At 32.6% G+C, this 18,817-nt stretch carries 23 protein-coding genes; 15 read left to right on the forward strand and 8 right to left on the reverse strand.

The annotated features are described in order from the left end of the window. Window positions 1-35 precede the first annotated feature (35 nt). The 7 genes from H0I26_RS17420 (at window position 36) to H0I26_RS17450 (ending at window position 5,850) form a co-directional block, all read left to right on the forward strand. A complete protein-coding gene (locus H0I26_RS17420) occupies window positions 36-800 on the forward strand; it encodes a ParA family protein (RefSeq protein ID WP_101019845.1) in 765 nt (254 codons plus the stop codon). A 3-nt stretch (window positions 801-803) separates the two neighbouring features. Continuing rightward, window positions 804-1,718, forward strand: coding sequence for a ParB/RepB/Spo0J family partition protein (locus tag H0I26_RS17425; protein WP_101019847.1), 915 nt, complete (start codon window positions 804-806; stop codon window positions 1,716-1,718). Beyond that, on the forward strand, window positions 1,708-2,355 hold the full coding sequence (locus H0I26_RS17430; protein ID WP_218700184.1) for a DUF5683 domain-containing protein: 648 nt from the start codon (window positions 1,708-1,710) through the stop codon (window positions 2,353-2,355). The genes H0I26_RS17425 and H0I26_RS17430 overlap by 11 nt, the downstream gene beginning before the upstream one ends. A gap of 7 nt (window positions 2,356-2,362) precedes the next feature. Continuing rightward, entirely contained in the window at window positions 2,363-3,064 is a 702-nt protein-coding gene (gene dapB / locus H0I26_RS17435; RefSeq protein ID WP_218700185.1) for a 4-hydroxy-tetrahydrodipicolinate reductase, read from the forward strand. A gap of 63 nt (window positions 3,065-3,127) precedes the next feature. After that, entirely contained in the window at window positions 3,128-4,819 is a 1,692-nt protein-coding gene (lepB, locus tag H0I26_RS17440; RefSeq protein WP_218700186.1) for a signal peptidase I, read from the forward strand. 98 nt (window positions 4,820-4,917) lie between these two features. Beyond that, window positions 4,918-5,535, forward strand: coding sequence for a WbqC family protein (locus tag H0I26_RS17445; RefSeq protein WP_218700187.1), 618 nt, complete (start codon window positions 4,918-4,920; stop codon window positions 5,533-5,535). After that, entirely contained in the window at window positions 5,536-5,850 is a 315-nt protein-coding gene (locus H0I26_RS17450) for a DUF6122 family protein (protein ID WP_218700188.1), read from the forward strand. It abuts the gene before it with no gap. Here the strand turns inward: H0I26_RS17450 and H0I26_RS17455 are convergent. The 7 genes from H0I26_RS17455 to H0I26_RS17485 form a co-directional block, all read right to left on the reverse strand. After that, window positions 5,847-6,863, reverse strand: a complete 1,017-nt coding sequence (locus H0I26_RS17455; protein ID WP_218700189.1) for an endonuclease/exonuclease/phosphatase family protein — start codon at window positions 6,861-6,863, stop codon at window positions 5,847-5,849. The two genes, H0I26_RS17450 and H0I26_RS17455, sit on opposite strands and share 4 nt — an antisense overlap. 133 nt (window positions 6,864-6,996) lie before the next feature. Further along, on the reverse strand, window positions 6,997-7,854 hold the full coding sequence (locus tag H0I26_RS17460; protein ID WP_218700190.1) for a rhomboid family intramembrane serine protease: 858 nt from the start codon (window positions 7,852-7,854) through the stop codon (window positions 6,997-6,999). After that, complete coding sequence (locus H0I26_RS17465) at window positions 7,855-8,607, reverse strand: rhomboid family intramembrane serine protease (protein ID WP_218700191.1); 753 nt, start codon at window positions 8,605-8,607, stop codon at window positions 7,855-7,857. A 3-nt stretch (window positions 8,608-8,610) separates the two neighbouring features. Continuing rightward, window positions 8,611-10,464 (reverse strand): DNA mismatch repair endonuclease MutL, encoded by a 1,854-nt coding sequence (gene mutL / locus H0I26_RS17470; RefSeq protein ID WP_101019869.1) that lies wholly within the window; start codon window positions 10,462-10,464, stop codon window positions 8,611-8,613. Between the two features lie 4 nt (window positions 10,465-10,468). Then, window positions 10,469-10,750, reverse strand: coding sequence for a riboflavin synthase subunit beta (locus H0I26_RS17475; RefSeq protein WP_101019871.1), 282 nt, complete (start codon window positions 10,748-10,750; stop codon window positions 10,469-10,471). Window positions 10,751-11,068: 318 nt separating this feature from the next. After that, on the reverse strand, window positions 11,069-11,548 hold the full coding sequence (gene ribH, locus H0I26_RS17480) for a 6,7-dimethyl-8-ribityllumazine synthase (RefSeq protein ID WP_101019877.1): 480 nt from the start codon (window positions 11,546-11,548) through the stop codon (window positions 11,069-11,071). Between the two features lie 8 nt (window positions 11,549-11,556). Further along, window positions 11,557-12,327 carry a tetratricopeptide repeat protein gene (locus tag H0I26_RS17485; RefSeq protein WP_101019879.1) on the reverse strand — a complete coding sequence of 257 codons (771 nt, stop codon included), beginning with the start codon at window positions 12,325-12,327 and terminating at the stop codon, window positions 11,557-11,559. Between the two features lie 134 nt (window positions 12,328-12,461). Here H0I26_RS17485 and recF point away from each other — a divergent pair, with 134 nt between their 5' ends. From recF to H0I26_RS17510, 5 genes are all read left to right on the forward strand, one after another. Beyond that, window positions 12,462-13,541, forward strand: a complete 1,080-nt coding sequence (recF, locus tag H0I26_RS17490; protein WP_218700192.1) for a DNA replication/repair protein RecF — start codon at window positions 12,462-12,464, stop codon at window positions 13,539-13,541. Between the two features lies 1 nt (window position 13,542). Next, entirely contained in the window at window positions 13,543-13,956 is a 414-nt protein-coding gene (locus H0I26_RS17495) for a lipocalin family protein (RefSeq protein WP_218700193.1), read from the forward strand. Continuing rightward, window positions 13,956-14,252, forward strand: coding sequence for a DUF721 domain-containing protein (locus H0I26_RS17500; RefSeq protein ID WP_101019883.1), 297 nt, complete (start codon window positions 13,956-13,958; stop codon window positions 14,250-14,252). Before H0I26_RS17495 ends, H0I26_RS17500 begins: the two co-directional genes overlap by 1 nt. A 110-nt stretch (window positions 14,253-14,362) precedes the next feature. Next, window positions 14,363-14,554, forward strand: a complete 192-nt coding sequence (locus H0I26_RS17505; protein ID WP_101019886.1) for a cold-shock protein — start codon at window positions 14,363-14,365, stop codon at window positions 14,552-14,554. A 174-nt stretch (window positions 14,555-14,728) separates the two neighbouring features. Beyond that, on the forward strand, window positions 14,729-14,920 hold the full coding sequence (locus H0I26_RS17510; protein ID WP_101019888.1) for a cold-shock protein: 192 nt from the start codon (window positions 14,729-14,731) through the stop codon (window positions 14,918-14,920). 376 nt (window positions 14,921-15,296) lie between these two features. Here the strand turns inward: H0I26_RS17510 and H0I26_RS17515 are convergent, their stop codons facing one another. Next, the gene (locus tag H0I26_RS17515) at window positions 15,297-15,716 is read right to left on the reverse strand and encodes a nucleoside-diphosphate kinase (protein WP_101019891.1); all 420 of its coding nucleotides are present in this window, start codon (window positions 15,714-15,716) and stop codon (window positions 15,297-15,299) included. A 143-nt stretch (window positions 15,717-15,859) separates the two neighbouring features. Between H0I26_RS17515 and H0I26_RS17520 the strand changes: the two genes are divergently transcribed. The 3 genes from H0I26_RS17520 to H0I26_RS17530 are packed head-to-tail and all read left to right on the forward strand — an operon-like array spanning window position 15,860 to window position 18,647. Next, on the forward strand, window positions 15,860-16,879 hold the full coding sequence (locus tag H0I26_RS17520; RefSeq protein WP_218700194.1) for a DHH family phosphoesterase: 1,020 nt from the start codon (window positions 15,860-15,862) through the stop codon (window positions 16,877-16,879). Beyond that, on the forward strand, window positions 16,869-17,414 hold the full coding sequence (gldI, locus tag H0I26_RS17525) for a gliding motility-associated peptidyl-prolyl isomerase GldI (protein WP_101019897.1): 546 nt from the start codon (window positions 16,869-16,871) through the stop codon (window positions 17,412-17,414). Before H0I26_RS17520 ends, gldI begins: the two co-directional genes overlap by 11 nt. Window positions 17,415-17,432: 18 nt before the next feature. After that, window positions 17,433-18,647 (forward strand): peptidylprolyl isomerase, encoded by a 1,215-nt coding sequence (locus H0I26_RS17530; RefSeq protein WP_256935187.1) that lies wholly within the window; start codon window positions 17,433-17,435, stop codon window positions 18,645-18,647. Window positions 18,648-18,817 lie beyond the last annotated feature (170 nt).

Genomic DNA, 18,817 nt, shown 5'->3' on the forward strand with positions numbered 1-18,817 from the left:
AAAAGCTAAATTTTCAATAAAATCAAATTAAATTAATGGGTAAAATAATAGCAATTGCCAATCAAAAAGGTGGTGTTGGTAAAACAACAACCTCTGTTAACTTAGCAGCTTCACTAGGTGTTTTAGAAAAAAAAGTACTTTTAATTGATGCTGACCCACAAGCTAATGCAACCTCTGGTTTAGGTATAGATGTAGAGTCTGTAGAAATAGGGACCTACCAATTACTTGAGCATACCAATAGCGCCAGACAGGCTGTTTTAAAAACAGATACGCCTAATCTAGACATTATCCCTTCGCATATCGATTTAGTAGCGATTGAGATAGAACTTGTTGATAAAGAGGAACGTGAGTATATGCTTAAAAAGGCATTACAAGACATTAAAGACGATTACGATTATATATTAATAGATTGTGCGCCGTCTTTAGGCTTATTAACCCTTAACGCTTTAACTGCTGCAGATGCGGTAATTATACCAATTCAATGTGAATATTTTGCACTAGAAGGCCTTGGTAAATTATTAAACACAGTAAAAAGTGTCCAAAAAATACACAATCCGGATTTAGATATTGAAGGTTTATTGTTAACGATGTACGATTCGCGTTTACGCTTATCTAATCAAGTTGTTGAAGAAGTTCAAAAACACTTTAATGATATGGTTTTTTCAACCATTATACAACGTAACGTAAAACTTAGTGAAGCGCCAAGTTACGGAGAAAGCATTATAAATTATGATGCCTCTAGTAAAGGTGCGAGCAATTATTTAAGTTTAGCGAAAGAAATTATTACAAAAAACTCCTAATTTATGGCGAAGGCAGTAAAAAAACAGGCTTTAGGACGCGGACTTTCAGCATTATTGAAAGATCCGGAAAATGATATCCAATCTGCAAAAGATAAAAATGCAGACAAAGTAATAGGTAATATAGTCGAATTGGATTTAGATTCGATTGAAATGAACCCATTTCAACCACGTACTAATTTTAATGAAGAAACACTGCGTGAATTAGCATCTTCTATTAAAGAATTAGGTGTTATACAACCAATTACAGTAAGAAAATTAGGTTTTGAAGATTACCAATTAGTATCTGGAGAACGTCGTTTTCGTGCTTCAAAATCAATCGGATTAAAAACAATTCCTGCCTACATCAGGATTGCAAATGACCAAGAAAGTCTTGAAATGGCTTTGGTGGAAAATATCCAACGTCAAGATTTAGACCCAATAGAAATTGCAATGTCATACCAACGTTTAATTGACGAAATTCAATTAACGCAAGAACAAATGAGCGAGCGTGTTGGAAAAAAACGTAGTACTATTGCTAACTATTTACGTTTATTAAAATTAGATCCAATCATCCAAACAGGGATGCGTGATGGATTTTTATCCATGGGTCACGGTCGTGCTATTATTACTATTGAAGATCAAAATATACAATTAGAAATTTACGAGACTATTTTAACGGAAAAATTATCAGTTAGAGATACCGAAACTTTAGTTCGTAACTACAACACGACCAAAGAAGTTGTAGTGCCTGTTAAAAAAGAAAAGCAAACTGAAGAATTGCCAATATATGTTAAAAAAGGCGTTAGTGCTTTTTCAGAATACTTTGGACATAAAATCGACGTTAAAGTAGCTAGTAATGGTAAAGGTAAAATCACTATTCCTTTTCATTCTGAAGAAGATTTTAACCGTATAAAAAAACTAGTAGAAGGTGGTCAATAAGTCCTATTTTATTTGTTTACTCTTTTGTTTATTTTGTGCACTATCTTTTGCTCAAGACGAGTCTACTACAACATCAGCAGATAGTACTGAACAATCTGAAGAGCTTCCTAAAGTTTTAAAACAAAAGAAAAAAAAGAAAGCTGATAAACCAGTTATTATAGACACAGACGTTTTAAAAAAAACAAGACCCTATGATCCATTAGCGCCATCAAAAGCGGCATTTTACTCGGCTATTCTGCCAGGTTTAGGACAAGCTTACAATGGTAAATACTGGAAAATACCAATTGTTTACGCTTTTATAGGCGGTGGTATTTATGTTTATATGGATAACAACAAGCAATACAATCGTGTCAGAGATGCCTACAAAAGGCGTTTAGCGGGTTATACTGATGACGAGTTCCAAGGTCGGTTAACAGATGATGGACTTCGTGAAGCGCAAACAAATTATAGAAGAAACAAAGAGTTGTCCTTGTTAGTTACAGTTGGGTTTTATGCTTTAAATATTCTTGACGCTAACGTGGACGCACATTTACTACAGTATAACATCAATGACGACTTAAGTTTAAGACCACATTATAAAATTGAAGAATTTGATAATAAAGGACGTCTTGGACTATCTTTAAATTTCCAATTTTAAAACACGCATGAAAATCGCTTTACTAGGCTATGGTAAAATGGGTAAAGCAATAGAGACTATTGCTTTACAACGTGGACACACTATAGTAATTAAAACATCACGAGACACAAACTACAATATAAAAGAGGCAGACGTCGCTATAGATTTTAGCGTTCCAGCAGCAGCTTTTAATAATATTAGCAACTGTCTCAATAATCAAGTTCCTGTAATTTCAGGTACTACAGGTTGGTTAGATAAATACGATGACATTGTTTCGCTTTGCGAAAAACAAAAGGGTGCTTTTATATATGCCTCCAATTTTAGCTTAGGCGTCAATATCTTTTTTGAACTCAACGAAACTTTAGCCAAAATGATGGCTAAGCTTAATGACTATAAGCTTGATATTGAAGAAATACATCACACCCAAAAGTTAGACGCACCAAGTGGTACGGCAATTACATTGGCAGAAGGTATTATCAAAAATAATACAAAGTATCAAGCTTGGCAATTAGATACTGCTCCAGACAATAGTATTCCTATTATAGCTAAACGTATTCCCGAAGTTCCTGGAACACATGTTATACGCTACACAAGTCCTATTGACACAATTACAATCGAGCACGAAGCACATAACAGAGAAGGTTTTGCGTTAGGAGCTGTCATCGCAGCAGAATGGTTAGTAGGAAAAACAGGAGTATTTACTATGAAAGATGTGTTAAATATTGGGTAACTTTAATAATTTTAACAACATTTGCACTTATCAAATTTTTATTAGACAATAATTATTACAAATATGGACATTACACAGTGGATTATCTTTTTCTTAGTTATTCAAGTTTTACATGGATTAGCCACGTGGAAATTATATAAAAAAGCAGACCGACAAGCATGGGAAGCTTTTGTACCCGTATACAATGCTGTAATATTAATGAAAGTTATAAATAGGCCTTGGTGGTGGACTATTCTATTGTTTTTACCTATTGTAAATCTTATTTTATTACCTGTTGTTTGGGTTGAGATTGCTAGAAGTTACGGTAGAAACTCTGCTATCGATACTTTTCTAGCCATATTTACTTTAGGTTTTTATAGCTTTTATTTAAACTATGTCGCAACCGATATAAATCATATAAAGAGTAGAGACTTACAACCAAGAACAGAATTAGGAGATTGGGTAAGTTCTATTTTATTTGCAGTTGTTGCTGCGACTATCGTCCATACGTATTTTATACAGCCATTTGTTATACCAACCTCTTCATTAGAAAAAACATTGTTAGTTGGCGATTTTTTATTAGTTAGTAAAGTACATTATGGTGCAAGAGCACCTCAAACGACAGTTGCCCTTCCGATGATACACGATGCGCTTCCCGGCACTACGACACCTTCCTATTTAAAATTCCCACAATTACCAAAATTTAGACTTCCCGCTTTTCAAAGTATAAAACGAAATGATATTGTTGTATTTAACTGGCCGGTAGATACTTTAGTGGTTATTAATAATCCTTATGGAGAAGTACGTCACAAACCCATTGATAAAAAAACAAACTATGTCAAACGTTGTGTTGGTCTACCTGGTGATACTTTATCTATAAAAGATGGGTACGTTTATATCGATGGTGTTAAAAATCAACTTCCGGACAGAGCAAAACTTCAGTTTTTTTATAAAGTAATATTAAGTGACGTTACTCCTGAATCGATATATCAAAAATATAAGATTACAGAAAAACAAGAACGTTACGTCTTTAAAACAAGTACTTCAAATTTTAACAAAGCAGAGTTTCAAAACTATTTAAAAGTAAAAAAAATTGACGTTTCTATAACAAAAAAAGATTCTTTAGAAGTTAATTTTCTTGCTAATTTAGATCAAAAGTCTTTTGATTTATTAAAATTAGATATGGCAGAAACAGCCTTGTATGTTAATCTTACAGAAGATTTAGCATCAATAATGAAAAGTGATCCAGATGTTTTAAGCGTTACTAAAGATTTATCCTCTAGTACAACAGAAAATATTTTCCCAAATGCACCAGGTTACACTTGGAACAGAGACTTTTTTGGACCGATTTATATTCCGCAAGCTGGAAAAACAATCGCATTAAATTTAGAAACCTTACCGATCTACAAACGTGTATTGACTGCTTATGAAGGTAATACGCTTAAGGTTAACGGAAATCAAATTTTAATCAACGATAAAGTTGTAGACTCTTACACATTTAAACAAGATTATTACTGGATGATGGGAGACAACAGACATAACTCTCAGGATGCTAGAATGTGGGGATTTGTTCCCTTTGACCACGTCGTTGGAAAACCTGTATTTGTATGGATGAGTTGGGATACTAATGGCAAAGGAATTAATAAAATACGTTGGAATAGACTATTTACCACCGTTGGAGGTGACGGAAAATTGACGTCATACTTTATTCCCTTTTTAGTGCTTTTAGGATTAATTTTTGGATATAATAAATATAGAAAACGTAAGACCGCTTAAAATACAATTTCGCATTACTGCGAAACTAAAGTATGCTAAATACTATATTTTTAAATGTTCCTAAAATAAACAGCATAGTCACCTATTTTCATTACTAAATGAATATACTTATACATCCAACATATTTTCCAAGTATAGCACAGTTTTGTGCTATTGCTAAAGCTGATAGTGTGACTTTTGAGAAGCATGATAATTTTCAAAAACAAACGTACAGAAATAGGACGTACATTTATGGTGCTAATGGTAAACTACAATTAAGCGTACCTGTTATTCATAGCCATAAAGCACGTCAACTATATAAGGATGTAAAAATAAGTGCAAAGGATAACTGGCAATTAGTACACTGGAAAAGTTTAGAGTCTGCTTATAAAACATCTCCGTACTTCGAGTTTTATGAAGATGAGATTCGTCCCTTATTTCAATTAAAATCAGATTATATTTTTGATCACAACTTAAAATGTTTCGAAATAATCACAGAGTGTTTACAATTAGACAGCACACCTAAATTTACTTCTATCTTCGAAAAAACACCAACTGATTTAACAGACTATCGTTACTTATCTAATGCTAGAAAAGAACAAAACATTCCACTTACCCCTTACACCCAAGTCTTTGGAGAAAAGCATGGTTATATTAATAATCTGAGCATTCTCGATTTATTATTTAATGAAGGAACCAATGCAGTAAGTTATTTAGAAACGCAAAAACTTCCATAAGTGATACAGCCAATGATACATTATGGCATCCATTTTGGGCTACCACTTTTAGTTGCACTGCTTTGTTTTAAATCCTATTGGAAAAAGGCCTTTATTATCATGTTATTAGGCTTTTTAATAGATATCGATCACTTGCTAGCCACGCCTATCTTTTCGCCTAACAGATGCAGTATTAACTTTCATCCCTTGCATAGTTATTATGCTATAGCAGTGTATATAATATTGCTAGTGCCTAAAAAAACAAGAATTATAGGACTTGGCTTAGTCATCCATATTATAGCAGATACTATCGACTGTTATTTGATGTCTTACTAAAAGGAAATTTTAGTTAGGATTGGGTAATGATCGGAATACTCCACATCATACGTTTTAAAATTATCAACCGTCCAAGATTTATCCACAAGTAAAAAATCTATACGTAATGGAAAAAACTTAAAATTATAAGTCCGTCCAAATCCATTTCCTTGTTGCTTAAAACTATCTTTCATATCTCCTCTTATGGTTTTATACACATAAGAAAACGCAGAGTTATTAAAGTCGCCGCTAATAATAACTTTATAAGGACTTTTATTTTTATGCTTTAAAAATAGTTCGGTTTGACTTTGCTGTAATTTAAATGCTTCCCCAATACCATTAATTAATTTTTCAGAGTTCTCTGTTGTCAAACTTTGCTCTCTAGGATCAATACGTAACGATTGCAAGTGCAAATTATAAACGCGGATAGTATCGTTCCCTTTGACTATATCAGCAAAAATAGCGTTGTTTGCTGTATTAGGGAATTCTACCGAACCTGAATTAATTATAGGAAACTGAGAAAATATCGCTTGACCTACTCTAGACTTTTCACCCTCTAATTTTATGTACTTGTATTTATAAAAAGAAAAATCTAAATTGTCTTGCGAGTGGTATTCTTGAATATTTAAAATTTGTGGTTGCTCCTTTTTTACAAAATCTACTAACTTTTCATCAATTCCCTTTTCTGGAATCCATTCATATAAATTAAACAAACGGACATTATAGTTCATGACTGTCAACCCCTCTGCACCATCCGCTTCCCAATTAGAAAACTTATACAATGAACCAAATAAAAAATAACCAATGGATATCACCACTAACGACAATAAGAGCTGTTTTTTGATTTTAAATAACCAGTACACAAAAAATAAAACATTAAGTAATATCAAAAAAGGCACCCCCAAACTTAGCACGGATAAGGTCGCAAATGTTTTAGGTGGAATATTAGGCAATACATAAGAAAGCAAGAGTAGAAAGGCAACAACAGAATTGATGAAGAACACTACTTTTTCGAAAAATGTTAAGTTTTTCATGCTTTATTTTACAAATATTTGACGACTATTACTTGTTATGGTATTCATCTTTTAATTACTTTTTTATCAAACGTTTCCAAATTATTTATTATCAGTAATGTACAAACTAAAAAACAATTTAAAAAGGACAAGTCTATTTACCTGCTTTAAATAAAAACTGTTTCTCTTCTTTAGACAAACTATCATAACCACTTTTACTAATCTTATCTAAAATGATATCGATTTTTTTCTGATTATTAAACTGATTAAACTCATCTTTCTTATAACCCGCTACTTTACTTTTTTTGTAAACAGTCTTCATTTTAGGCTTACTATTACTCTTAAACAAAGTACTTACCCTATCCATAAAACGTTCAAAACTGCCCCCTATATCTTGTCCTTTAGCTAATTGCTTGGCATATAAAAAGCCTAAAGCTGCACCACCCAAATGTGCTAAATTACCACCGGCATTATTACCTCCAATAATATTTAAAACATCAAAAGCAATAATAGCTGTTCCAATCCACCATAGTTTTAAATTAAAAGTAAAAAAAGGCATCTCTTTATTAGGCATATAGGTACATAAAAAGATAAGTATCGCTCTAATACCAGCCGATGCGCCAATTAAATATGCCGTATCCGAAAATATTTGTGGTAATACATTATAACCAAATAAGAACGTCACTCCTCCAGCAATAATGCCCATAAAATAGATATTCAAAGCCATTTTTGGTTTAAATAAATTTAGCATCATACGACCTAAAAAGAACAACCATAACATATTAAATAAAATATGTATCGGATCAAAATGAAGAAAGCCATAAGTTATAATAGTCCATGGTTTATATAAAAAACCATAGATATCACTTGGCAAGTATAACCACGTAAAAAAACCAGGAATAACACGTCTAAATATAATAGCAAATAAAAATACAACAACATTAATTGCTATTATTTTTTCTAAGACATTAAGTCTAGCATATTTATATTTTAGTTGTTCTAATTGACTCATCTATCTATCCCAACGGTTTTTATTGAATTGCGTTTTACGCCAGTACCACATAATAAAAAAGCCCATTAGTGCGCCTCCAACGTGAGCCAAATATGCCGTATTACTTGGACTAAAAAAGGACTGTCCAGTAAACGCAGATATTACATCTAATAGTATAATCCCCGGAATAAAATATTTTGCTTTGATTGGTATTGGTAAAAATAGCATCATTAATTCTGCATTAGGGTTCATCATACCAAAAGCGGCTAAAACCCCCATTATACACCCTGATGCACCTACCATAGTACTATTATATGCAAAGTAAGATTTTTGTAAGCTGTTTATCATATCGGTTGAAAGCCCTTCTAAAACCTTACCACTATTCATCATTGAAGAAAACTGATCAGCAGTTACACCAGAATTTAGTACTTCCGTATACCCTGGCAAATAATTCCAATAATAGCCTGCTAATTGAAACAATACTGCTGCTAAACCTGCTGAGAAATACAAAAACAAAAACTTGTTACGTCCTAAACGTTGTTCCACTGGGCCTCCAAACATCCACAAAGCAAACATATTAAATAATAGATGCGTAAAACCACCATGCATAAACATATGTGTCACCACTTGCCAAGGCTTAAAAGCATCACTTGCTGGAAAATGCATTGCAAATAAATCATAAAATAAACGACCATCTCCAACGGTCATTGTACCAACAAACATGAGTACATTTAAAATTATTAGATGCTTTACTGTATCTGTTATTCTCATCATAACTTACATAAATTTTTTATCTAACTCGTCCACAGTCATTGTTATAAATGTGGTTCTATTAGCTGGTGAGACGTTAGGTTCTGTACAACCAAACAAACGATTTACCAAATGTTCTTGTTCTTGGTTGGTTAATGATTGCCCTGTTTTTATAGCTAAGCTTTTAGCCATAGATTTAGCTAATAAATCAGTTGCTGAAAAATTACTATCAGGCACTTCATTTTCAACATCACTAATTAACTGTTCTAAAATTATAGAGACCTCACTTTCTGGAACATTTACTGGAACACCAGTTATTTGCACCGTTTCATTTTCAATAGATTGAAATATAAACCCAGTAGATTCTAAGTCTTCTTTCAATTGGTTAATCAATGCAATTTCTTGATTCGAGAAATGTAATTCCAAAGGAAATAGTAATTGCTGACTAACGCCTTCTTTGATTGTAATATGTCTTAAAAAATCTTCATACAATACGCGTTGATGTGCACGATGTTGATCAATAACTAACATCCCCGATTTTATAGTACTAATTATAAATTTATTATTAAGTTGATACGTTGTTTGCTTCTGCTCTACTGCATTCTCATTCTTAAAAATACTTTCATTCTGTGGTTGACTTTCAAAATGAATTTCGCTAAAATCCGTATTCGTTTTTGTGCCTTTAGACTCTAATCCAACATATAAACTCTCCCAATTAGCACTCGTCTCCTTTTTGTATGTCGGAGTACTTGCCACCGTTCTCACTTTGGGTGTATCCTCTTTAAAGGGGTTAAAACTGCGATCCACTTCAACACTAGGCATTCCCTTTTGTTCGTAACTATATGGTGTATCTAAATTAGCATCACGGTCAAAATCTAAAACAGGTGCAATATTAAACTGCCCTAAACTATGTTTTACTGCCGATCTTAAAATAGCATATAATGTATGCTCATCATCAAACTTAATCTCTGTTTTTGTTGGATGAATATTAATATCTATAGTTTGCGGATTAACCGTTAAATTTAAATAATAGCTTGGCTGGGCGCCATCTTTTAATAAACCTTCGAATGCTGAATTAATAGCATGATTAAGATAAGCGCTCTTAATAAAACGATTATTAACAAAAAAGAACTGTTCGTTTCTAGATTTTTTAGCAAATTCTGGTTTTCCTACAAATCCGGAAATGGTAAGGACTTCCGTCGCCTCTTCAACTGGTACTAATTTTTCGTTAGTCTTGTTTCCAAAAATATTAACGATACGTTGTCTATAATTACTTTGTGGTAAATTAAAGGTCTCACTTCCATTACTAAACATCGAAAATCCAATAGAAGGATGTGCTAATGCTACACGGTGAAACTCATCAATAATATGTCGTAATTCTACCGTATTCGACTTTAAAAAATTGCGTCTAGCAGGAATATTGAAAAACAAATGTTTGACTGACAATGACGTTCCTTTTGGTGTGACAACAACCTCTTGAGACTTAATATCACTACCTTCTATAACAATAGCTGTCCCAACATCTTCATCCGCTTGTTTTGTTTTAAGCTCGACATGGGCAATAGCCGCAATACTAGCCAAAGCTTCTCCTCTAAACCCTTTGGTATTTAATTGGAATAAATCCTCTGCAGATTTAATTTTAGACGTCGCATGACGCTCAAAACTTAACCTAGCATCGGTAGTTGTCATGCCTTTACCATTATCTATAACCTGAACTAGTGTTTTACCAGCATCTTTAATGATAAGTTTAATACTGGTTGAATCTGCATCGATTGCATTTTCTAATAGCTCCTTTACAACGGAAGCTGGACGTTGTACAACCTCTCCTGCTGCGATTTGATTAGCAACGTGATCTGGTAATAATTGAATAATATCTGCCATACGTTTAGTTAGGGAAGAATATGGATAAATCGAAGCCCATAAATAATAAAAATAGAAATATTAAAACTGCTATAATTACTAAAATACGCCTGTTTGCTGCTTTGTCTGGACTGTTTTTAAACTCGTCCAAAGCAGTATTAATTTTTTGTTTGAAGTTAGGATTTTCACCTACAGTAGTTCTATGCTCGTCAAATTTGTGTTTTATTTCAAACGGATTGCCTTCTCCTTTATAAAAACGAGGTGTATAATCAAACTTTTTATTTTTACGTTTAGATAGCAATCCCATAGCACAACTCTATTTAATTTTAGTTTCTAGATAATACATTAAAATAGCAATAAAAACAAGCACACCTATCAGTAAAAATAAGGTAGTTCCTTTTTTAGAGCTCGAGGATTTACGCCTTGTATCATCCCAACTACTATTTAAACTTGCTTTAAGTTTAGTAGCTGCGGTTTCCTCTTTAGAAAATCGAGACTGATAGCTAAATTTTTTGTTTTTCTTCTGACTAAACAAGTCTTAGTAGTTTTAATGTGAATATCACTCAAAAATACTGAAAATACTACAGAACGACAGAATATGAATGCTAAAAATTGTTAACAGACATTAAGCGTTGTGACGTAATGTTGCCATTTTAAGAGCTGCAACACCCGCTTCCACACCTTTATTACCGTGTTTTCCGCCAGAACGATCTATAGATTGTTGCTTATTGTTATCCGTAAGTACGCAAAAGATAACAGGCGTTTCATCAATAACATTAAGGTCTTTTATCCCTTGTGCTACTGCTTCGCATACAAAGTCAAAATGCTTAGTTTCTCCTTGAATAACACTTCCAATAGCGATAACGGCATCCACCCTTTGGTTTTGCATTTTCTTACAACCATAAATTAGCTCATAACTTCCAGGAACATCCCAAATTGCAATGTTCTCTAATTTTACACCGTGCTCTAAAAGTGTGCTTTTAGCACCTTCTAATAACCCTTGTGTGATATCCTCGTTCCATTCTGAAACAACAATCCCAAACCGAAATTGCTCTCCGTTTGGGATTGTTGTCTTATCGTATGCTGATAAATTTGTTGTTGCCATAAATGTAATTAGTTAGACATTGCTTGCGCTTTTCCAATAAATACTTCCGCTTGAGTAGCTTCAGGTGAATTTGGATAGTTGTCTTTAATTTTATTTAATAATTCTAATGCTTCAGAAGCGTCTCCCATATCTAAAGCCGTTACTCCTGCCTTAAATAAATAAGTTGGCGTCGTAAACTCATTTTGACGTAAGTTAGCTGCTTTCTTATAATAGTCTAATGCATTTGATTTTTCATTTGTTTGAGCATAAGCATCTCCAATGGCACCTTTAGCTAAAGGCGCTAAAGCCTCATCTTCACTTTCAAACTCGTCAAGATAATCAATAGCCTCTTGGTATTTTTTTGTGTTTAAATAAGCCATACCTGCATAATAGTTAGCAAGGTTACCTGCTGCTGTACCACTATATTGATCTGCTATATCAACTAATCCTAATTTACCTTCTCCTCCTTTTAAGGCTAAGTTATATAAAGAATCTTGACCTACAGTAGCTGTTACTGCTTCGTTAAAGAATTTTTGTGCTTGGTACATTTCATTCATAGCTTCCCCTTGTTTTGGTTTAACTATAAATTGTTGGTATCCTAAATAGGCTAAAGCAAAAGCTGCTACAACACCAATAATAATAAAAATGTTTTTCTGATTTTTCTCTACAAACTCTTCTGCCTTATTTGCAGATTCGTCTAATGTATTAAAAACTTCAGCGGTTGTTGAGCTGTCTTCAACTTCAATTTCCTTTTCTACTGTTGTTTTTGGTTTGTATCCTCTTTTCTTGTAAGTCGCCATATTAATTTTATTAATGCGCACAAAAATATAATTTTTCTTCAGAAATAAAAGGTTATTTATTTGATATTTTTCAATAATTTGCACATCCTTACAAGGCTCCCCTATTTAAAGCCCTCTATTTTAGTAATAACTCTATGATTTTAAAGTCCTTATCACTTTTAAACTATAAAAATTTTGACTCCAAAACCTTTACGTTTAACGAGACTATTAACTGTCTTGTGGGTAATAATGGTGTTGGAAAAACAAATGCACTGGATGCTATTTACCATTTATCCTTTGGTAAAAGCTATTTTAACCCGGTTGCTTCACAGAACATTAAATACGATGAAGAGTTTTTTGTTATCAGTGGAGAATACGATAAAGAGGAAAAGAAAGAAAACATTGTTGTCAGTTTAAAAAAGGGGCAAAAAAAAGTCATCAAACGGAATAGTAAGGCTTACGAGAAGTTTAGTGATCACATTGGTTTTTTACCTTTAGTAATTATTAGCCCAGGAGATAGAGATCTAATTATTGATGGTAGCGATACCAGACGTAAATTTATTGATAGTGTGATTAGCCAAAGTGACAAAGGCTATTTAGCAAGTTTGATTAATTACAACAAGATTTTATCGCAACGAAATTCGTTATTAAAGTATTTTGCTGCTAACCACACCTATAATAATGACACTATTGAGGTCTATAATCAGCAATTACAGCTATATGGTACAGAGATTTTTAAAAAAAGAAAAGAATTTTTAGACAATTTTATCCCATTATTCAAAGCGCGTTATAAAGCTATTAGTAACAATAATGAAGACGTTAGCCTAAATTATAAAAGTGATTTATTTGAAAACGACTTAGACCAACTGTTAAGAAAAGCAATCAATAAAGATAAAGCGTTACAATACACTAGTGTTGGGGTGCATAAGGACGATTTAGAATTTAATATTGGAGACTACCCTATTAAAAAATTTGGGAGTCAAGGGCAACAAAAATCGTATTTAATCGCTTTAAAATTAGCCCAATTTGATAGTCTAAAAGCCATTAGTGGGGATAATCCTATTTTGCTTTTGGATGATATTTTTGATAAATTAGACGAAACCCGTGTTGCACAAATTATCAAATTAGTTAACGACGAAAATTTTGGACAAATTTTCATCAGTGATACGCATGCAGAACGTACAGAAAATGCCGTAAAACAAGTTCACCAATCTTATGAAATATTTAAGCTATAACATGAAAAAACTAACCTATATTTTACTTATATTGATAGTAAGCTGTTCTCAAAATCCAGAAAACTTTAAACAACATGTCTCTGGCTATTGGGAAATAAGCGAAGTGATTTTAAAAGATGGTACAAAAAGGCAATATAAAATTAATGAAACCATAGATTATATTGAACTAAATAAAGATTCTGTTGGGTTTAGAAAAAAACTAAAACCTAATTTTAACGGAACTTATGAAACGTCAAAAGACTCCGAGCAATTTGTTTTTAAGATAGAAAATGACAGTCTTAATTTATATTACAAAACACCTTTTGCACATTGGAAAGAAACAATTTTAAAAGCAAGTAAAGACAAACTACAGGTTATAAACCAAAATAAAGATTTATACATATATAACCGCTACACACCTATAACAATAGACTAATGGCAAAACGTAACAACAATTTATTAAATATATCGGACGCATTAAAAAACTTTGTCACCGAAAACAACCTTGAGAAAGGCCTAGACAAAGTTAATGTTAGAGACGCTTGGGCAAAACTAATGGGTAATGCCATTAACAATTATACGACTGCTATCGAACTAAAAAAAGACATCCTTTATGTGCAATTAAGCTCTAGTGCTCTTCGTGAAGAATTAAGTTATGGTAACCAAAAAATTATAACTTTATTAAACGAAGAATTAGGCAAAGACATTATTAAAAAACTGGTTTTAAGATGATTAAACTAATAACACACTGTTTTTTTGATAAAAAAATTCAAAAAAATAATGTTTAATTAATATTTTATATTTTATCTTTGAGACTATTATTAACAAATTTTTTTATTACAATGGCACAAGGCACAGTAAAATTTTTCAACGATTCAAAAGGATTCGGTTTTATAACTGAAGATGGATCAGACACAGACCATTTCGTACACATTTCTGGATTAATCGACGAAGTTCGTGAAGGAGATATCGTAGAATTCGACTTACAAGAAGGAAGAAAAGGTATGAACGCAGTAAATGTAAAAGTAGTATAATTATATATTTTCTATTTAAATCATTACAAAAAAAACCTTTCCAAACGGAGAGGTTTTTTCTGTTTATATCACTAATAATCAAATAATTGAAAATAAATAAAATAAAAGCCCATTGTTAAATTTATTGGTCTCATATTTGTATTATTAAAATAATCAATATTAAATCTTATTACGATGAGTAAAGGCACAGTAAAATTCTTCAATGACGCTAAAGGTTTCGGATTCATTACAGAAGAAGGTGTAAACAAAGACCATTTTGTACACATTTCAGGATTAATTGACGAAGTTCGCGAAGGTGACGAAGTTGAATTTGACTTACAAGAAGGAAAAAAAGGATTAAACGCAGTTAACGTTAAAGTACTTTAACAACTACCATATATCTTTAAAATTAAAGCCTTTCTATTTAGAGAGGCTTTTTTTTGTGCTTTAATTTTAAAAGACACCCAAAATTAAATCATCCTCCTTTTAGGTTTATGCTGCAGTTTCTGGTTTAATAGAAATCATGCACTTCAATTAGCACTTAGCCTACATTCACTTTTAGTTTGAACTACAATCTGGTTATAAATAATTTGAATTGGAACTAAACTCTTTTTTTTAGCTGAATAAAATTCTACTTCAAAAAAAGTCAGCAAAACAAGGAAAGTATTCCCTCCTCTCTCCCCTTTATTACAACCAAAATGTACAAAACAAAAAAAAATCCAGCTAATAGCTGGATTTTTTTTAAATCTATAGTGTTTTAAACTTAAAACATTTCACGTCCAGAAAAATGGAAAGCACCTTCAATAGCTGCATTTTCATCACTATCACTTCCGTGTACTGCATTTTCTCCAATAGAAGCTGCATATAACTTACGGATAGTTCCTTCAGCTGCATCAGCGGGATTAGTAGCACCAATTAAAGTTCTAAAATCGTCTACTGCGTTATCTTTTTCTAAAATAGCAGCTACAATAGGACCACGTGTCATATACTCTACTAACTCACCGTAAAAAGGTCTTTCACTATGCACAGCGTAAAATGCTTCTGCATCTTGCTTAGTCATGTGTGTTAACTTCATTGCAACGATTCTGAAACCTGAAGCGTTAATTTTTTCTAAGATTGCGCCAATGTACCCTTTTTCAACAGAGTCAGGCTTAAGCATTGTAAATGTTCTGTTAGTTGCCATTTTTTTATTTTAATGTTATCTAATTTGTTTAAAAATTAATCCGCTTTACTTACTAAAAACGATTGTTAATTTTGTGCAAAAGTACGGCATTTATTAATAAAAACAATAAATTCAATTATTAAAAAATCGTATATTCGTGGGCTATGACAAATCAAGACTACACAGACATAAATCAGTTATTGGCAACGCCAAAAAAAATTGTAATTGTAAGCCATAAAAACCCAGATGGAGATGCTATAGGCTCTAGTTTGGCTTTGTTTCATTACTTAACAAAAACCAATCATCAAGCTACTGTTGTGCTACCAAATGACTATCCTGAGTTTTTAAAATGGATTCCTGGACAGGATTTAATTCTTAAATATGAAAGTCAAAAAGAAGATAGTGATCAAAAATTAGCTGAAGCTGATATAATTTTCACTCTAGACTTTAACGCGTTTCATCGTGCCGGAGACATGGAAACTGTTTTAAATAACAGTACTGCTTTAAAAATAATGATTGATCACCATCAGCAGCCAGATGACTATGCTAAATACACATATAGTGATGTTAGCATGAGTTCTACTTGTGAAATGGTCTATAATTTTATAAAAAAACTAAATGGTTTAGACCATATTGACAGTAATACAGCCACTGCTATTTATGTTGGAATAATGACGGATACTGGATCTTTTAGATTTAGATCTACCACTAGTGCAACGCACAGAGCTATTGCCGACTTAATAGATAAAGGTGCTGATAATACTATGATCCATAATCAAGTCTATGACACTAACAGCTATAACCGCTTACAACTATTAGGCTGTGCATTAAGCAACTTAAAAATAGTTCCAGAATCGAGAGCTGCGTATATTACATTATCTCAAAAAGAACTTCAGCAATTTGATTATAAAAAAGGAGATACAGAAGGCTTTGTAAATTATGCATTATCCCTTAATAATGTTGTATTAGCTGCCATTTTTATTGAAGACTTACAACAAGGTATTATAAAAATATCTTTACGCTCTAAAGGTGATTTTTCTGTAAACGAAATGTCTAGATCACATTTTCATGGCGGAGGTCATACCAATGCTGCCGGTGGAAAAAGTGATGTTAATCTAGAACAGACCATTGAAAAATTTATTAGTATATTACCTCAATACAACACCGCATTACATGAATCGTAATTTAGCCTTAATATTATTAGTGTGCATTACTGCATTAAGCTGCAAGACCCCCGAGGCAAGAAAGCCTGTTTCTGTAAATTCTGGCTCGCTTATAGACGCCTCTATCGCTAGGAACAAAGCCTTGTATCAAAAAGAAACCAAAGTTATTGAAACCATTATAGCGTCACAACCAGAACATCAATATCAGACGTCTGGCAATGGATTTTGGTATCATTTTAATACAAAAATAGACAACGATAGTTTAGCGAAACCCGCTTTTGGAGATCTTGTAAAGTTTAATTATGACATTAAAGACCTTAACGGAACTACAATTTATACTAAAGAAGAACTTAAAACTCAAAACTACGCTATGGACCAGCAAGAGCTGTTCTCCGGACTTCGAGAAGGTTTAAAATTAATGCATGCGGGTGAAACTGCTACATTTATTTTTCCATCACAAAAAGCGTACGGGTATTATGGAGATGAAAATAAAATTGGAACTAACATTCCGATAATTTGCGAAGTTTCTGTACTTTCGGTAACCCAAAAAGAATAGTTATAAACCCTAAACACAATGAATAAATTAATTAACACGATGAAACTATTACTAATTGCCTTAATGGTAAGTTTGACAACCAATTCTTGTCAAGAAAAATATCCAACCTTAGAGGACGGATTATATGCTGAAATTGTAACTAATAAAGGAACAATGGTCGCTAAATTATTTTACGACAAAGTCCCTGTAGTGGTTGCTAACTTTGTAGGATTAGCAGAAGGTACACATCCAAAACTAGAGGACTCTTTAAAAGGAAAACCGTTTTATGATGGTATTATATTCCACAGAGTAATGGATAAATTTATGATCCAAGGTGGAGATCCAACAGGAACAGGAATGGGAAGTGCTGGATTCAAATTTTTTAGCGAGTTTGACACTAGTTTAAGTCATGACAAAGCTGGAATATTATCTATGGCCAACTCTGGAGGTTATGATACTAACGGAAGTCAATTTTTTATCACAGAAGTACCAAAACAAAATCTTGATGGTTTTTATGCAGACGGTAGCCTAAAAAACTGTAACGGACGTGGTGTAAGTTGTCACTCTGTTTTTGGAGAATTAGTAGAAGGTTTAGAGGTACAAGATTCAATCTCTAATGTTGCTGTTGCACCAAGAAGCAACAAACCTGTAGAAGATGTGGTTATAGAAAAAGTTAACATTATCCGTAAGGGTAAAGCTGCAAAAGCTTTTGATGCTCCTAAAGTATTTACAGAGCAAGAACCTTTATTGTCTAAAAAGCTAGATGAGTTAAAAGCTAAAGAACAAGCACTTATTAAAGAAAAAGCTAAAGAAGCTATTAATAACTTCATTAAAGCTAACGCTGAGATGAAAGGGGAAGTAAAAGAATACCCAACAGGATTAGTAATGATTCTTGATGCTAAACCAAATGGAGTAAAGCCAAAACCTTCTGATCGTGTTTTAATAGATTGTACAGGTCTTTTTGAAGATGGAAGTTTTTTCTTTTCTACTACAGAAGAAGATGCTAAAAAATACAATCAATATAATGAGGACGCAGCAAAACAAGGAGCTTACCAAGCATTTGCAATGCCTTATAACGAGTCTGCTACTCTAGTCCCAGGATTTAGAGAAGCTATGTTAAACATGAATATTGGTGATAAAGCTAGAATTTTTGTACCAAGTTATTTAGGATATGGTGCTTCTGGACGTGGTCCTGTACCACCAAATGCTAACTTAATTTTTGATATAGAAATTGTTAGCTTAGAAACAAAATAAACAATTTGATTATTATAAAAAAAGCACTCTCCGGAGTGCTTTTTTTTGTTTTACAACATTTTAAACTATCATAATCTATTGCTAATTATTGTTGTGATATTATGACTAAATTTTAAAATTGAATGCTTATTAAGCATTTATAAAAATTAGAATTTTACAAATAAATAACA

It is taken from the genome of Olleya sp. HaHaR_3_96, assembly GCF_019278545.1.
Lineage (GTDB): Bacteria > Bacteroidota > Bacteroidia > Flavobacteriales > Flavobacteriaceae > Olleya.

Coding starts and splice junctions, on each gene's coding strand:
- H0I26_RS17420 (WP_101019845.1), top strand. CDS start 36: ATGGGTAAAATAATAGCAATTGCCAATCAAAAAGGTGGTGTTGGTAAA.
- H0I26_RS17425 (WP_101019847.1), top strand. CDS start 804: ATGGCGAAGGCAGTAAAAAAACAGGCTTTAGGACGCGGACTTTCAGCA.
- dapB (WP_218700185.1), top strand. CDS start 2,363: ATGAAAATCGCTTTACTAGGCTATGGTAAAATGGGTAAAGCAATAGAG.
- lepB (WP_218700186.1), top strand. CDS start 3,128: ATGGACATTACACAGTGGATTATCTTTTTCTTAGTTATTCAAGTTTTA.
- H0I26_RS17445 (WP_218700187.1), top strand. CDS start 4,918: ATGAATATACTTATACATCCAACATATTTTCCAAGTATAGCACAGTTT.
- H0I26_RS17455 (WP_218700189.1), bottom strand. CDS start 6,863: ATGAAAAACTTAACATTTTTCGAAAAAGTAGTGTTCTTCATCAATTCT.
- H0I26_RS17460 (WP_218700190.1), bottom strand. CDS start 7,854: ATGAGTCAATTAGAACAACTAAAATATAAATATGCTAGACTTAATGTC.
- H0I26_RS17465 (WP_218700191.1), bottom strand. CDS start 8,607: ATGATGAGAATAACAGATACAGTAAAGCATCTAATAATTTTAAATGTA.
- mutL (WP_101019869.1), bottom strand. CDS start 10,464: ATGGCAGATATTATTCAATTATTACCAGATCACGTTGCTAATCAAATC.
- H0I26_RS17475 (WP_101019871.1), bottom strand. CDS start 10,750: ATGGGATTGCTATCTAAACGTAAAAATAAAAAGTTTGATTATACACCT.
- ribH (WP_101019877.1), bottom strand. CDS start 11,548: ATGGCAACAACAAATTTATCAGCATACGATAAGACAACAATCCCAAAC.
- H0I26_RS17485 (WP_101019879.1), bottom strand. CDS start 12,327: ATGGCGACTTACAAGAAAAGAGGATACAAACCAAAAACAACAGTAGAA.
- recF (WP_218700192.1), top strand. CDS start 12,462: ATGATTTTAAAGTCCTTATCACTTTTAAACTATAAAAATTTTGACTCC.
- H0I26_RS17495 (WP_218700193.1), top strand. CDS start 13,543: ATGAAAAAACTAACCTATATTTTACTTATATTGATAGTAAGCTGTTCT.
- H0I26_RS17500 (WP_101019883.1), top strand. CDS start 13,956: ATGGCAAAACGTAACAACAATTTATTAAATATATCGGACGCATTAAAA.
- H0I26_RS17505 (WP_101019886.1), top strand. CDS start 14,363: ATGGCACAAGGCACAGTAAAATTTTTCAACGATTCAAAAGGATTCGGT.
- H0I26_RS17510 (WP_101019888.1), top strand. CDS start 14,729: ATGAGTAAAGGCACAGTAAAATTCTTCAATGACGCTAAAGGTTTCGGA.
- H0I26_RS17515 (WP_101019891.1), bottom strand. CDS start 15,716: ATGGCAACTAACAGAACATTTACAATGCTTAAGCCTGACTCTGTTGAA.
- H0I26_RS17520 (WP_218700194.1), top strand. CDS start 15,860: ATGACAAATCAAGACTACACAGACATAAATCAGTTATTGGCAACGCCA.
- gldI (WP_101019897.1), top strand. CDS start 16,869: ATGAATCGTAATTTAGCCTTAATATTATTAGTGTGCATTACTGCATTA.
- H0I26_RS17530 (WP_256935187.1), top strand. CDS start 17,433: ATGAATAAATTAATTAACACGATGAAACTATTACTAATTGCCTTAATG.